The organism is Sphingobium tyrosinilyticum (genome assembly GCF_042654265.1).
Classification (GTDB): Bacteria; Pseudomonadota; Alphaproteobacteria; order Sphingomonadales; family Sphingomonadaceae; genus Sphingobium; species Sphingobium tyrosinilyticum.
In genome coordinates this window covers 129,367-142,267 of sequence record NZ_JBHSFZ010000006.1, presented here as the reverse complement: position 1 = coordinate 142,267, position 12,901 = coordinate 129,367, and the positions used below count along the sequence as shown (strand labels likewise).

Below are 12,901 nucleotides of genomic sequence, written 5' to 3'. Positions count from 1 at the left end.
TGCGCTCCGGTAATGGGTTCGAAAGGCCACGTGGGTCGTTACACCTCCGCTGCATTCCGCAGTGCCCACCTAAAACCGGCGCACGGTCCTCGTTGCGCCAAGGGAGAGGATATGAACATCAGGCTTTTGGCTCTTCTTGGCGGAGCTGCGCTTGGATTAAGCGCTTGCTCGACGACGAGAGATGAACCTATCGCGCCCGCGCCGCCAGTCGGCCCCGGTGCGATTGCCGGCACTGTCGCGGCGGATCGCAACGGCGATGGCATCATCGATGGCTATTACTCGCCGGACGGCATGTATCATGAGGTGATGGGGCCGCCATGTCCGCCGCCGCCACCGCCGCCGCCGCCGCCGTCCAGACGCGGAGAACGCGGCTGACCGATATGGCTTTTAGGGCGCGGCATGTTCGCCGCGCCCGCCAAATTTGCGCGCCGATGATCGCCGCGCTGTTGGCGGTCGCCTTGATTGAGTCATCCGCGCTTGCCCAGCCTGCGGCGGGTCAAGAGGGTGTGCGATCCAGTATTGGTGCGGAAATTCGCGCATCGGTGGGCGGCAAGCTGCGCGATTTCTACGCGCCGCGCGGCTATTGGCCACTATGGGTGGATGGGAGCAGGGTCGGCGGCCAGGCCGATGCCTTGCTGGACCTGATCCGCACCGCGCGTGCCGATGGGCTTGATCCCAAGGATTATGACCTGCGCGACCTCGAGCGGGTGGTCGAGGAGGCGAATTCCGGAGGCGGCGATCCCAAGCTGCTGGCGCGGGCCGACCTGGCGCTTTCCAAATCCTTCTCTGCGATCGTGCGCGACATGCGGCGTCCATCGAAACGCGTGAAGATGCGCTATCTCGATCCAGAGGTGCAGCCGCGCGACGATGACCCCGCGGAGATATTGCGTGCCGCCGCTGTCGCGGCTTCCTTTACCGACTATGTGCGTCAAGCCGGTTGGATGAACCCATTTTATATGCAGCTGCGCACAGCGCGGCAGGGGTTCGCCGAGCGTTGGGGGAACCTGCCTGACGTCATGGTCTCTGCAGGCGCGAAGCTGCGGCCGGGGGTGAAGGGGCAGGCGGCCGTCTTGCTGCGCCGTCGGCTGGGCCTTGCGGAGGGGGGCAGCTACGACAAGGCGCTCGCCGCCAAGGTGCGAGCGTTTCAGGCCGATCATGGCCTGAAGGCGGATGGCGTTGCGGGCGCGCAGACGGTCGAGGCGCTCAATCGGCCCTCTGGCTGGTACGACCGGATGCTGGCGCTCAACCTGGATAGGGCGCGATTGTTGCCGGGGCCATGGGTGCGGCATGTGGTGGTGGATGCGGCGTCGGCCCGGCTTTGGTACTTTAGCAATGGGCGGCAGGACGGGACGATGAAGGTCGTCGCTGGCGCACCGGAAAGCCAGACGCCGTTGATGGCGGGCATGATCCGTTACGCCACGCTCAATCCTTATTGGAACGTGCCGTCCGACCTGGTGCAGCGGAAGCTGTCCCAGCGCATCCTGAACGGCGCGTCTCTGAGCCAGCTCAACTATGAGGCGTTGTCTGACTGGGGCGCCAATGCCCGGCGGTTGGACGAGACCGAGATCGATTGGCAGGCGGTGGCGGACGGGCGGCAGCAGTTGCGCGTGCGTCAGTTGCCGGGCGGCGCCAATGCCATGGGGAAGGTGAAGTTCATGTTCCCCAATGATCTGGGCATCTACCTGCACGATACGCCTTCGCGCGATCTGCTTGCCAAACCGGCGCGGCATTTCAGCAATGGATGCGTCCGGTTGGAGGATGCGCAAAGGCTGGGCCGCTGGTTCTTCGGCAAGCCGTTGGTGGCGGAGAGCGGCGAACCCGAGCAGCATGTTCCGCTGCCCCAGCCGGTGCCGGTTTACCTCACCTATTTGACTGCGGTGCCGATCGGGCAGGGGGTGCAGTTCCTGCCTGATGTTTACGGGCGGGATGGGGTTTGATCTGCTGCATGGGGGGCAGTGATATAGCCCGCTCCATTGAGTGGCGGTCTAGCGCCCTGCCAGCATCCACAATGCCATCGCCATCATCATGATATTCTCCGTCAGGGACACGAACCCCAGCGGCACATTGCTGCTGCCGCCGACGCAGGCGCATTTGAGTTCGCGCTTGTCGATATAGACGGCCTTGAACACCGAGGCGGCGCCGATGCCGCCGATGAATAGGGCGACGGGGATGGAGAGCCAGTTGAGAAGCCCCGTCAGCATCAGCACGCCCGCGCCGAGCTCAAGGAAAGGGTAGATGCGGCCATAAGGGACGAAGCGCCGGGCAAGCAGGTCGTAGTTCAGGAACATGGTGGCGAAGCGGTCCACATCCTGCAGCTTCAGCATGGCGAGCAGCATCATGCTGATGGCGATGAAATGTTCGACGGTCATGATGCTGGCGAGCGGCATCCCGGTCAGCCAGGTGAGCGCCAGGCCAAGCAGCGCGGCCACGGCGAAAACGGCCAGGACCGGGGTATAAGTCGTAGCTTTTGGGTCGGCGACTTTCAGGCCGAGATGGCGGCGCAGGTCATCATGGCCGCCGATCCGTTCGCCGCCGATGAAGATCTGTGGCGTCGTTTTGACGTCATGAGCAGCTTTGAACGCATCGACCTGCTCGCGGGTGGTGAGCCAATGATCCTCAACCACATATCCCTTTCGCTGGAGCAGCCAGCGCGCCTTGAGGCCATAGGGGCAGACATGGCCCGGCATCACCATGCGGTGGAGTTGCGCGGTGCGCGTCGGGGTGCTGACGAGGGCGGCTGATGAAGTCATGGCATGGCCTTTGTTCGTGATCCGATGCCGCCTATATGGGTTCCGTACCATGGTCCGGAGTCAAGTATGGCGATGACGATTTCTGGTCTGGCGCGCGCTGGCGGCGTGGGCGTCGAAACGGTGCGCTTTTATCAGCGCAAGGGATTGCTCGGGACGCCGGAGCGTGGGGGCAGCGGCGGCGTGCGGCGGTATGGCGAGGACGATGTGCGGCGGTTGCGCTTTATCCGATCGGCGCAGGGGGCAGGTTTCACGCTGGAGCAGATTGGTGAGTTGCTGCGGCTGGATGCCGGGGAAGACCGGGCGAGAGCGCGGGAGTTGGCGGCGGAGCGGCTGGCGGCGCTGGATTCGAAGATCGCGGAGTTGCAGGCGGCGCGGGATGCGCTGCGGCGGTTGGCGAGCGCTTGTCATGCGTCGGAGGAGGGGCCTTGTCCGATTATTTCGGCGTTTGAGGGATGAGTGCCTGACCCCGTGTCGTCAAAATCCGGCCATCAGGCCATCGATCGCGCCCTGGAGAATATAGCTGGCGGCGAGTTTGTCCACCAGCTCTTCGCGGCGGGCGCGGCTGGCGTCGGCTTCGAGCAGGGTGCGGGTGACCGCCTGGGTGGACCAGCGTTCGTCCCAGAGGAAAATGGGGAGCCCCAAGTCGGCAATGTTGCGGGCGAAAGCGCGGCTCGCCTGGCTGCGGGGGCTTTCGCTGCCGTCGAGGTTCAGGGGTAGGCCGATCACGACGCCCTTCACCTGCTGCTGCTCCATGAAGGCGGCAAGGGCGATCTTGTCCTTGCTGAACTTGCCGCGCGAGACGGTGTGGGCCGGGCTCGCAATGGACCAGCCCGCGTCGCACAGGGCAAGGCCGATCGTCTTTGTGCCTACGTCCATGCCGAGCAGGCGGCCGCCTTGCGGAAGGGCTTCGCGGAAGGCGGCGCGGTCGGCAGTGAGGAGGGTGGTCATTTCGTCAGGAACGCCGCGAGGCGTTGGCGGGCGTCTTCGCGAACATCCCCCCAGAAAAGACTGTAATCATAGACATGGTAGTTGTTGCCCGGAAGGGTGAAGGGGCCCATGTCCACCGGCTCGCCGATCATCAGCACGCCGCTGGTGTCGCAGCGGGCGGGGACGACGCCCTTAAGGAGACGCGGCGGCTTGGCTTCGTCGCGACTATCGAGTGTGCCGCGATTGGCGCTTGCTGGGGCGGCTCCGTTGAAGGCGCCGGTGATCGGGTTGGTGCAGAGCATGTGCGTGCCCTTGCGCGGCTTGCCGGTGTAGCCGTTGCGGCGTTCGAACGTCTGGACGACGGGTGATGGATCGGCGGGCTCGGCATAGCTTTGCCAGCTGACAATACAGTGCGCCTGATCGCGGCGCGCGCAGGCGGGTAGGCCGAGCGCGGGGAGATCGGCTTCGACCGAAACGGGCCAACCCACGGCATAGACGGCAGCGACGCGGGATGCGACGGGCTTGCCGGCTACCTGTTCACGCAGGAGCTGGAGGAGGTGGCGCGAGCCCTGGCTGTGCCCGGCGAGGATCAGCGGACCGGTGGGATTGGCGTTCAGGAAAGCGGCGAACGCCTGGACTACGTCGTGATAGGCGGCGGAGAGGGCCTGATCGCCTGCGGGCTTGTCGGTGAGGAAGGCACCGTAGTTCGCCTGGCGGTAGCGAGGGACCCAGACGTCGCCCACGGCATTGAAGGCGCTTGCCTGCCCCTGCACGAAGCGGCGGGCAGTCGCGAGCGAATCCTTGTCATCCAGGCGCATGTTCCAATGCGCGTCGCCGAGCGTGGTGATGTAGGAGGTGGGGTGAATGAAGAAGATAGCGGCCTTCTGCGCGGTGGGCTGGTCCTTCACGCCTGCGGGTTTCCAGAGCGCGGGATTGCCTGTCGTGATGTCGGGACGGGCGATCCACATCTTGGGATCATCATAGGCGTTGGGGGGCAGTGGGGAGAGCGGGGCGAAGGCTTCGCGCGGCACCATGACGGCGCGGATCAGCTGCATGCCCCAGATTCGGTAAACCAGCAACGCCGCGATCACCAGCACGATCAGGCTGGCGACGACATAAAGGAACTTGCGGGCCAAGGCTTTGCTCTCCGTCACTTCGGCGGGGCCCCGACCCGCGCCTCTGGCGGCGCTTGTCTGGCGCAGGTGCTGGTAGTGCGCAAGTGCGGACTTGAAGCGGGCGTGAGCGGGTGGTAGCGGCGGCCCATGTCGATAGACCTGCAGACCGTAAAGAAGATCGCCAGCCTTTCGCGTATTTCGGTGACCGACGCCGAAGCCGAAGCGATGGTGCCGGAACTCAACAACATCCTTGGCTGGGTGGAGCAATTGGGCGAGGTGGATGTGACCGGCGTTGAGCCGATGACCGCCGTCATCCCCAACAAGCTGCGCCTGCGTGAGGACGCCGTGACCGATGGCGATGTCCGCGACCGGGTGCTGGCCAATGCGCCGCAGGCCGAACATGGCTTTTTCGCGGTCCCCAAGGTGATCGAATAATGAGCAATCTGACTGATCTGACGGTCGCGGAAATCCGTGACGGCTTTCGCGCGGGCGACTTTTCGGCGCGCGAAGCGGCGCAGGCGTTCAACGCCAATGTCGCTGCCGCCAAGGCGCTGAACGCCTTTATTGTCGAAACGCCGGAGAAGGCGCTGGATGCCGCCGATGCCGCCGATAAGGCCAAGGCTGCGGGCGAGGTTCTGAAGCCGCTTTCGGGCGTGCCGATCGGCATGAAGGACCTGTTCTGCACCGAAGGCGTGCAGACGACCGCCGCCAGCCACATGCTGGAGGGGTTCACGCCGACCTATGAGTCCACGGTATCGAAGAAGCTGTGGGATGCGGGCGCGGGGATGCTGGGCAAGCTCAACCTCGACCAGTTCGCCATGGGGTCGTCCAACGAGACGAGCTATTTTGGCAATGTGATCTCGCCATGGCGGCGCGGCGGTGGCGATAATGCCGCGCTGGCGCCGGGTGGGTCTTCGGGTGGGTCTTCCGCGGCGATTTCGGCGCGGCTGTGTCCGGCGGCGACCGGGACCGATACGGGTGGCTCGATCCGCCAGCCTGCGGCCTTTACCGGGATTTCGGGTATCAAACCGACCTATGGCCGCTGCTCGCGCTGGGGTATCGTCGCCTTTGCCTCGTCGCTCGATCAGGCAGGGCCGATGGCGCGGACGGTGCGGGACAATGCGATCCTGCTGGAGACGATGGCGGGCTTTGATCCCAAGGATTCGACCTCGCTCGATCTGGCGGTGCCGCAGTGGGAGGCAGGGCTTTCCAGCGACCTGCGCGGCAAGAAGGTCGGCATTCCTAAGGAATATCGCCCCGATGGCCTGAATGCGGAAATCTCCGCGATGTGGGATCGCGGGATCGAATGGCTGAGGGATGCGGGCGCCGAGGTGGTGGAGGTGTCGCTGCCGCACACCAAATATGCGCTGCCGACCTATTATATCATCGCGCCTGCCGAGGCTTCCTCGAACCTCGCCCGCTATGACGGTGTGCGGTACGGCCAACGCGACCTGCCCGATGGGGCGGGCTTGCAAGACATGTATGCCGCGACCCGCGCCGCCGGTTTCGGGCCGGAGGTCAAGCGCCGCATCATGATCGGCACATATGTGCTGTCGGCGGGCTTCTATGACGCCTATTATACGCAGGCGCAGAAGGTTCGGGCACTGATCGCGCGCGACTTCGAGCAGGCTTTCGAGAATTGCGACCTGCTGCTGACGCCGACTGCACCGAGCGCTTCCTTTGCGCTGGGCGAGAAGCAGGCCGATCCGCTGGCCATGTATCTGAACGACGTCTTCACGGTTCCGGCTTCGCTGGCGGGTCTGCCCGCCATGGCGGTGCCGGGTGGGCTGGATGCGCAAGGTTTGCCGCTGGGATTGCAGATTATCGGCAAGGCGCTGGACGAGCAGACCGTGCTGAACGCGGGGCTTGCGATCGAGGAGCGCGCCGGATTCACGGCGCGGCCGGAGAAGTGGTGGTAACAGGTGTCGTCATGCCAGCGGAAGCTGGCATCTCAGTGCCTATGTTGTGACATTAGAAAAGAGAGATCCCAGCTTTCGCTGGGATGACGGTGTAGAAGATGACCGAGACAGCATATCGCATTCTGGGCGCAACCGGCGAGTGGGAGGTCGTGATCGGCCTGGAAGTCCATGCGCAGGTAACGAGCCAGGCGAAGCTCTTTTCCGGCGCGGCGACGGCTTTCGGTGCGGAACCGAACACTCAGGTGTCGCTGGTCGATGCGGCGATGCCAGGCATGTTGCCCGTGCCCAACCGCGAGTGCATCCGCCAGGCGGTACGCACCGGCATGGCGATCGACGCCAAGATCAACAAATGGTCGCGCTTTGACCGCAAGAATTATTTCTACGCGGACTTGCCTCAGGGTTACCAGATCAGCCAGCTGTACCACCCGTTGGTGGGCGAGGGCGCGATCGAGATCAATCTCGACGAGAAGAATCCCGACGCCGCAACGAAGCGGATCGGCATCGAGCGTATCCATGTCGAGCAGGATGCGGGCAAGCTGATGCACGATCAGCATCCGACGCGGTCCTATGTCGATTTGAACCGTTCTGGCGTGGCGTTGATGGAAATCGTGTCGAAGCCGGACATGCGCTCGCCCGCCGAAGCCGGGGCCTATCTTTCCAAGCTGCGGACCATCCTGCGCTATGTCGGCTCGTGCGACGGCAATATGGACCAGGGTTCTATGCGCGCAGACGTCAACGTCTCCGTACGCAAGCCAGGTCATGAGTTCGGCACCCGCACCGAGACCAAGAATGTGAACTCGGTCCGCTTCGTCATGGCGGTGGTCGAATATGAGGCCAGCCGTCAGGTCGATGTGCTGGAGGCTGGCGGCAAGGTGGTGCAGGAAACCCGCCTTTACGATCCGGACAAGAATGAGACCCGGTCCATGCGGTCGAAGGAAGATGCGCATGACTATCGCTACTTCCCGGATCCAGACCTGCTGCCGCTGGAACTGGACGACGCGTTTCTGGAAGAGTGCCGCCAGTCGCTGCCCGAGCTGCCGGACGCCAAGCGCCGCCGCTACGAAGAGCAGTTGGGCCTTTCCCCTTATAACGCAGCGACGCTGACCGCGGATGCGGATACCGCGCGCTGGTTTGAGGCGCTGCTTGCGGAAGGTGCGCGCATCCAGAAGAAGAGCGAGGGGGAAGTCGCCAAGGCGTCGGCCAACTGGCTGCTGTCGGAGCTGTATGGTGCGCTTAATCGTCTGGGCAAGAGCTTGGAAGACAGCCCGGTTGGGCCGGAAGAGGGCGCGGAACTGCTGGCGCTCGTCGCCGATGGCACCATCTCGGGCACCATTGCCAAGCAGGTCTTCGAGATCATGCTGGAGACCGGCGAGCGGGCACCCAGGATCGTTGAGGAAAAGGGCCTCAAACAGACCAGCGACACCGGCGCGATCGAAGCGGCGGTGGCGAAGGTGCTGGCCGATAATGGCGACAAGGTCGATCAGTATAAGGCGGGCAAGGAAGCGCTGTTCGGCTTCTTCGTCGGACAGACGATGAAGGCGATGCAGGGCAAGGCCAATCCCCAGGTCGTGAACGAACTGGTTCGCAAGGCGCTTGCGTAAATCGGAGGCCGCTGTCTAAACCCTTGGGGTATCGGGCGGACGCGGGGGCGCTTCCGTCAAACGGGGGGGTGGACATGAAAGCAGGCAGACTGATTGCCGTGCTGGCGCTGATGGCGTCCGGCCTGTCGCCGATGACGGCGCGGGCCGAGACGCTGACCAACGACATGGTCGTGGCGCTGGTTCAGGCGGGTCTTGGCGATGACGCGGTGATCGGGAAGATCAGGGCGTCTGCCGGCAATTATGCGCTGACGACGGACGACCTGATCGCGCTGAAGAAACGCGGCGTGCCGGGGCCGGTGATCGCAGCGATGATCGAGTCCGGTTCACAAGGAGCGGTTTCGGCGAAGGCGGCCTATTCCGCCGATTCCCCTGATCCGCTGACGCCGCATCCGTCGGGCCTGTATCTGTTGAGCGACGCGCGCATGGTACGGATCGACCCGACGACGTCGAACCAGAGCAAGACTGGCGGGCTGCTCGGCTATGCCTTCACCGGCGGGCTGGCGTCACTCAGCATCAAGGCGGTGATCCCGAATGTCACGGCCAGGGTCCGAACCGGGCGGGCGCGGCCGACATTCTATTTCTACTTCGATGAAGCGACCCGCAGCCTTTCCCAGGCCGGCACGCCTTCACCCTGGCTATCCGGCCCGGCAAGCGCGATCACGTCACCCAATGAGTTCACGCTCATCCGCTTCGACGTCAAGAAGGACCGGCGCGAGACGCGGACGGGGAGCATGAACCTGGCGGGCGCAAAGTCCGGCGTCATGGACAAGGACCGGATCGCCTTCGACTATGAGCAGGTGACGCCGGGCGTGTTCAAGGTCACGCCTACAGCCGATCTCCCGGCGGGCGAATATGGCTTCATCTACTCGATAAGCGCGGGGGCGGGGCCGGGGATGTGGAGCCATGGCACCGGATCAGCGCGCATTTTCGACTTTGCCGTTCACCCCTAAGGGCAAGGGGGACGCCGCCTGAGGAGCAAGCAGCGTCCCCGCCCACAAGGCATGTCCCGGGGGGCGGGACTGCCTCATGGCAGGGCCGGCGGACCAGGAGGGTCGTGGGGTGGCGCCCGCCAGCTTTTCATCTGCTAGACGGCGCGGGATGGGGTTTGCCGTCCTCTTTGGAGCATGATGACTGACATAAATGCGTTGCTGCCCAGCGAAGCCGCGCGGGGCGTCCCGACTTCGCTCGAACCGAACGGAGAAGTGGGCGCATCTGCCACGGCCACTTTCAAGATTTAAAAGGCGAAGTCTATGCCGACCCGGAGCGTTCTTGGCCTGAGCGGCGTCACATAATCGCCGCGCAGGTTGAAGGGCGTGCCGAGCGAGAAGCGGTTGCCGCTGCTGTCCAGGATGTTGCTGAGGGAAAGCGAGAGTTGGACGGGACCGCGCGCAAGGCTGGCGGTGACCGCCGTATCGAAATAATCGCCCTGGTTGCGGCCAAGGATGGGCCCTATGCCCACGCGCGACTTGCCGACATAGCGGGCCGATCCATTCAGATTCAGGCTGATGTCGTTGCTGATCCCACTGCGATAGTCGATCGCTAGCCTGCCGCCGAGGTTGGCGACATTGGGCAGCGTCATCGACTGATCGGCGATGGCCAGCGCCCTCACATAGGGGGTAGGGCGGCTGAGGCGGCTGTCATTATAGACGATGCTGCCGTCCAGGGTGAGGCCGGGCAACGGCCTGACGGCGATGCGGCCTTCGAGCGTATAAATGCGTCCGTCGCCGATATTCGCCGTCGCCGGCAGGCCGATCCGATCGATCACATCCGCCTGGATGTCTCGCCAGTCGGTATAGGCGACATTGGCGCTGATCGCGATCGGATCGCGCCCGGCAAGGCCCTTACGGATGCCAAGTTCCAATGTTGATGCGCGGTCGTTGCTGAAGCGCAGCACATGTTGATCGTCCACCGCCAGGCCGCCTGGACGGAAGCCCTGCTGGAAACGAGCGTAGAGGGTAAGGCCGGGGATGGCGTCGCTCAGCAGCGACAGGGACGGGAGAAACATGGTTTCGTTGCGATCCGCGGCAGCTTCGGCGCGGGCGATCTCGGCGCTGGACAGCAGCGAGATGGGATCGATCGCCTGGCCCGAAAGCCGACTGTTAGTGACGCGTCCACCCAGCGTCGCGACAAGCCCGGCTATCGGTTCGAACGAGGCTTCGCCGAAGAGAGTGGCTTCATGGATGCGGTTGCGAACGCCGGTGGTCGTCGCGGGCATACCGAAGCCGTAAAGGGGCACGCCCGGTATGACCTGCGCTGCCACGGGCGCCATGCCGAACGAGGTCAGCGAGCGGCTGATCGTCGATGTGCTTTCGAGATAGGAGACGCCGAGGATCCAGCCCAGGCCATTTTCGAGATCCCGGACGAGGCGGTTTTCGGTCGAGAATATCGTTACGCGATTATGCTGCCGGAAAAGGCTGGCCGGGGTGTTGGGCTGCGTCGCGTCATAGCTTTCGGACAGGATGTTCCGGACAAAGCCGGTCGAGGAGATGAAGCGAAGGTCGCTCCACTGCCGCTCCACCCGCAGATTGGCGAGCGCATAGTCGGACGAATAAGGCTGAGCCACGCTGGACGCGCGGTCGAGGTGGCCAGCCGTCTTGTCGGCATATTGCGCGTCGTCCCCGCTGATATGCTGGTACACTCCGCTGAGGTCGATGATCCAGTTTTCGGTAGGGGCGAAGCGGAGCGTGGCGCGGCCGCCATATATGTCGGTGCGGTTTACGTCGTCGCGGTTGCGCTGGACGTCGTCGATATATCCGCCCTCCCGCACCCCATATCCAACCAGCCGCAGCGCCAGCCTTTCCGCGACGATGGGGAGATTGAGGGTTGCGGACAGATCGCCGCCGGGGTCGCCATGCTGGGTTGCGCTGAAGCCCGCGGATAGTAGGCCGCCATAGCGCGTCAGATTGGGCGGATTGGGGATCATGCGGATGATGCCGCCCAGCGATCCCGCACCATAAAGCGTGCCCTGTGGCCCTTCCAGCACCTCCACACCCTGCATGTCGTAGAGCCGCAGGTCTGGATCGGGCGCGGCATAGTTGAGGCGCATGTCGCCCAGATATTGTCCCGTCGTCGCCTGAGTAGGGCCAGCGACGGCGGAGTCGGCGATGGCGCGGAGGAACAGCTTGTTCCGTCCCGGTCCCGCATGGGTCGAACTGAGGCTGGCGACGCGACTGAGCAGGCTGGCCGTGCCTGATGCCGCTTCCCCGCTGGTAATCGCGCCATAGTCGATGGCCTCGACCATGCCGGGATAGCGCGGCAGGGGAAGGTCGCGCTTTGAGGCGGTGACGATGATTTCCGCCGGGGGTGGGGTTGCCGCCGGGGGAGGCTGCGGTGGACCGAAGGCGAGAGAGGGACGGCGTTTGGGAAGGCGGCGGATGACGCGCCAACTGTTGGCGTCAATGCGTTGGAGGGTCGCGCCGGTGCCGCGAAGCAATCGTTTCAAGGCGGCTTCCGAGGACAGGTGGCCGTGCACCGCTGGCGTGGGGAGCGCCGTTAGCGACTGGTCTGAAATGCCGATGCTGGCCCCGGTTTGGTGGCCGAGCGCGATCACCGCCTCGCCCAGCCGTCCGGGGGCGATGCTGATCATCTGTCTGTCCGCCGCGCTGGCTGGCGATACGGCCGCTAAGGCTATGGCGGTGACGAAAAGGACGTCAGCGTGGCGCGGCATCCCCTTCCTTCAGCAACCAACCGTCGCCTTGCCGGATGGCGGAAAGGCCCATGAGCGGGGCGGCGGTGGCGAAAAAGCGGGGGGCGTTGCGATCGAGCCGGATGGTGCCGGTGAAGCGGGCAGCGCCTGCGCCTGGCGTTGTCGCCAGCCGAACGCCGAGCGACCTCGCAATGTCTGCGCTGATCTGGGCCACGGGCATATTGTCGTAGCTCAGCTGTCCCTGACGCCAGCTTGCGACGGCTTGACGGGCGATGTTCATGACGCGCAGGCCGGTGGCGTCTTGGGTTAGTGCGCGGCCTGCGGGGAGGGCGATGGCCTGCGTCTGCGGATTATAGATGACCTTGCCTTCTGATACGTCGATGCGCGTCATCCCGCCGCTGTGGACGATGTTGAAGATCGTGCCCGCATCCTCGAACAGCGCATCGCCAACGGTCACGCGGAACGGGTTGCGCGGGTCGTGCCGCACGGTGAAGGCGGCTTCCCCGCTGTCGAGGGCGGCGAAGCGGCTATTATTATGGTCGAGCCTGAGGATCGTGCCGCCATTAAGGTCGATGCGCGTACCGTCATTCAGCGCGATGGTGCGGGTTTCGCCGGGACGGGTGGTGACGCTGTAGATGTCGGTGCGGTTCCATAGACCAATTGAGAGCGCGGCCACCAAAGCGGCGGCCAGCGCGCCACCACCGATCCAGCGCATCGGGCGCCATCGCCGCTCGCCCGGATCATTGGCGGGTGCGCCCACGAAGATGGGATCCGCGGGCAAGAGGTCGGGTAGGTCAGCGTCTGCCGCCAGCAGCGCGTCATAGGCAGGCGCGTGGGCGGGGTCTGCTTCCAGCCAGAGGGTGAAAGCGTCCCAATCTGTAAATTCCGGATCGCGCATGCGGATGACCCATCCGAGCGCTTCCTCGTGCAGCATTATGCTGGC

At 64.5% G+C, this 12,901-nt stretch carries 12 protein-coding genes; 7 read left to right on the top strand and 5 right to left on the bottom strand.

Annotation, left to right across the window (positions count from 1 at the left end; all coding sequences use genetic code 11):
* Positions 1–111: 111 nt before the first annotated feature.
* Positions 112–375: a hypothetical protein gene (locus ACFO3E_RS05070; RefSeq protein WP_082919528.1), complete on the top strand. Its 264-nt coding sequence runs from the start codon at positions 112–114 to the stop codon at positions 373–375.
* Complete coding sequence (locus tag ACFO3E_RS05065) at positions 318–1,937, top strand: L,D-transpeptidase scaffold domain-containing protein (protein ID WP_082919527.1); 1,620 nt, start codon at positions 318–320, stop codon at positions 1,935–1,937. Before ACFO3E_RS05070 ends, ACFO3E_RS05065 begins: the two co-directional genes overlap by 58 nt.
* A 48-nt stretch (positions 1,938–1,985) precedes the next feature.
* On the opposite strand, the gene ACFO3E_RS05060 is transcribed toward ACFO3E_RS05065, so the two are convergent.
* Complete coding sequence (locus ACFO3E_RS05060; protein WP_066523982.1) at positions 1,986–2,750, bottom strand: MauE/DoxX family redox-associated membrane protein; 765 nt, start codon at positions 2,748–2,750, stop codon at positions 1,986–1,988.
* 66 nt (positions 2,751–2,816) lie between these two features.
* On the opposite strand from ACFO3E_RS05060, the gene ACFO3E_RS05055 reads away from it, so the two are divergent.
* Positions 2,817–3,206, top strand: a complete 390-nt coding sequence (locus ACFO3E_RS05055; RefSeq protein ID WP_066523980.1) for a MerR family transcriptional regulator — start codon at positions 2,817–2,819, stop codon at positions 3,204–3,206.
* A gap of 18 nt (positions 3,207–3,224) precedes the next feature.
* Here ACFO3E_RS05055 and ruvX read toward each other — a convergent pair whose 3' ends face one another.
* Both ruvX and ACFO3E_RS05045 read right to left on the bottom strand, forming a co-directional pair.
* Positions 3,225–3,698 (bottom strand): Holliday junction resolvase RuvX, encoded by a 474-nt coding sequence (gene ruvX / locus ACFO3E_RS05050; protein ID WP_066523978.1) that lies wholly within the window; start codon positions 3,696–3,698, stop codon positions 3,225–3,227.
* A complete protein-coding gene (locus ACFO3E_RS05045) occupies positions 3,695–4,813 on the bottom strand; it encodes a DUF3089 domain-containing protein (protein ID WP_066528503.1) in 1,119 nt (372 codons plus the stop codon). The genes ruvX and ACFO3E_RS05045 overlap by 4 nt, the downstream gene beginning before the upstream one ends.
* Before the next feature lie 126 nt (positions 4,814–4,939).
* On the opposite strand from ACFO3E_RS05045, the gene gatC reads away from it, so the two are divergent.
* The 4 genes from gatC to ACFO3E_RS05025 all read left to right on the top strand — a co-directional run bounded on the left by gatC (position 4,940) and on the right by ACFO3E_RS05025 (position 9,262).
* Positions 4,940–5,227, top strand: a complete 288-nt coding sequence (gatC, locus tag ACFO3E_RS05040; protein WP_066523977.1) for an Asp-tRNA(Asn)/Glu-tRNA(Gln) amidotransferase subunit GatC — start codon at positions 4,940–4,942, stop codon at positions 5,225–5,227.
* Complete coding sequence (gene gatA, locus ACFO3E_RS05035) at positions 5,227–6,711, top strand: Asp-tRNA(Asn)/Glu-tRNA(Gln) amidotransferase subunit GatA (protein ID WP_066523975.1); 1,485 nt, start codon at positions 5,227–5,229, stop codon at positions 6,709–6,711. Before gatC ends, gatA begins: the two co-directional genes overlap by 1 nt.
* Before the next feature lie 98 nt (positions 6,712–6,809).
* A complete protein-coding gene (gene gatB, locus ACFO3E_RS05030) occupies positions 6,810–8,312 on the top strand; it encodes an Asp-tRNA(Asn)/Glu-tRNA(Gln) amidotransferase subunit GatB (RefSeq protein ID WP_380802882.1) in 1,503 nt (500 codons plus the stop codon).
* Between the two features lie 74 nt (positions 8,313–8,386).
* A complete protein-coding gene (locus ACFO3E_RS05025) occupies positions 8,387–9,262 on the top strand; it encodes a hypothetical protein (protein WP_066523971.1) in 876 nt (291 codons plus the stop codon).
* Positions 9,263–9,546: 284 nt separating this feature from the next.
* Here ACFO3E_RS05025 and ACFO3E_RS05020 read toward each other — a convergent pair whose 3' ends face one another.
* Both ACFO3E_RS05020 and ACFO3E_RS05015 read right to left on the bottom strand, forming a co-directional pair.
* Positions 9,547–11,979 carry a TonB-dependent receptor gene (locus tag ACFO3E_RS05020; protein ID WP_066523969.1) on the bottom strand — a complete coding sequence of 811 codons (2,433 nt, stop codon included), beginning with the start codon at positions 11,977–11,979 and terminating at the stop codon, positions 9,547–9,549.
* Positions 11,963–12,892, bottom strand: coding sequence for a FecR family protein (locus ACFO3E_RS05015; RefSeq protein ID WP_380802880.1), 930 nt, complete (start codon positions 12,890–12,892; stop codon positions 11,963–11,965). Before ACFO3E_RS05015 ends, ACFO3E_RS05020 begins: the two co-directional genes overlap by 17 nt.
* Positions 12,893–12,901: the final 9 nt, after the last annotated feature.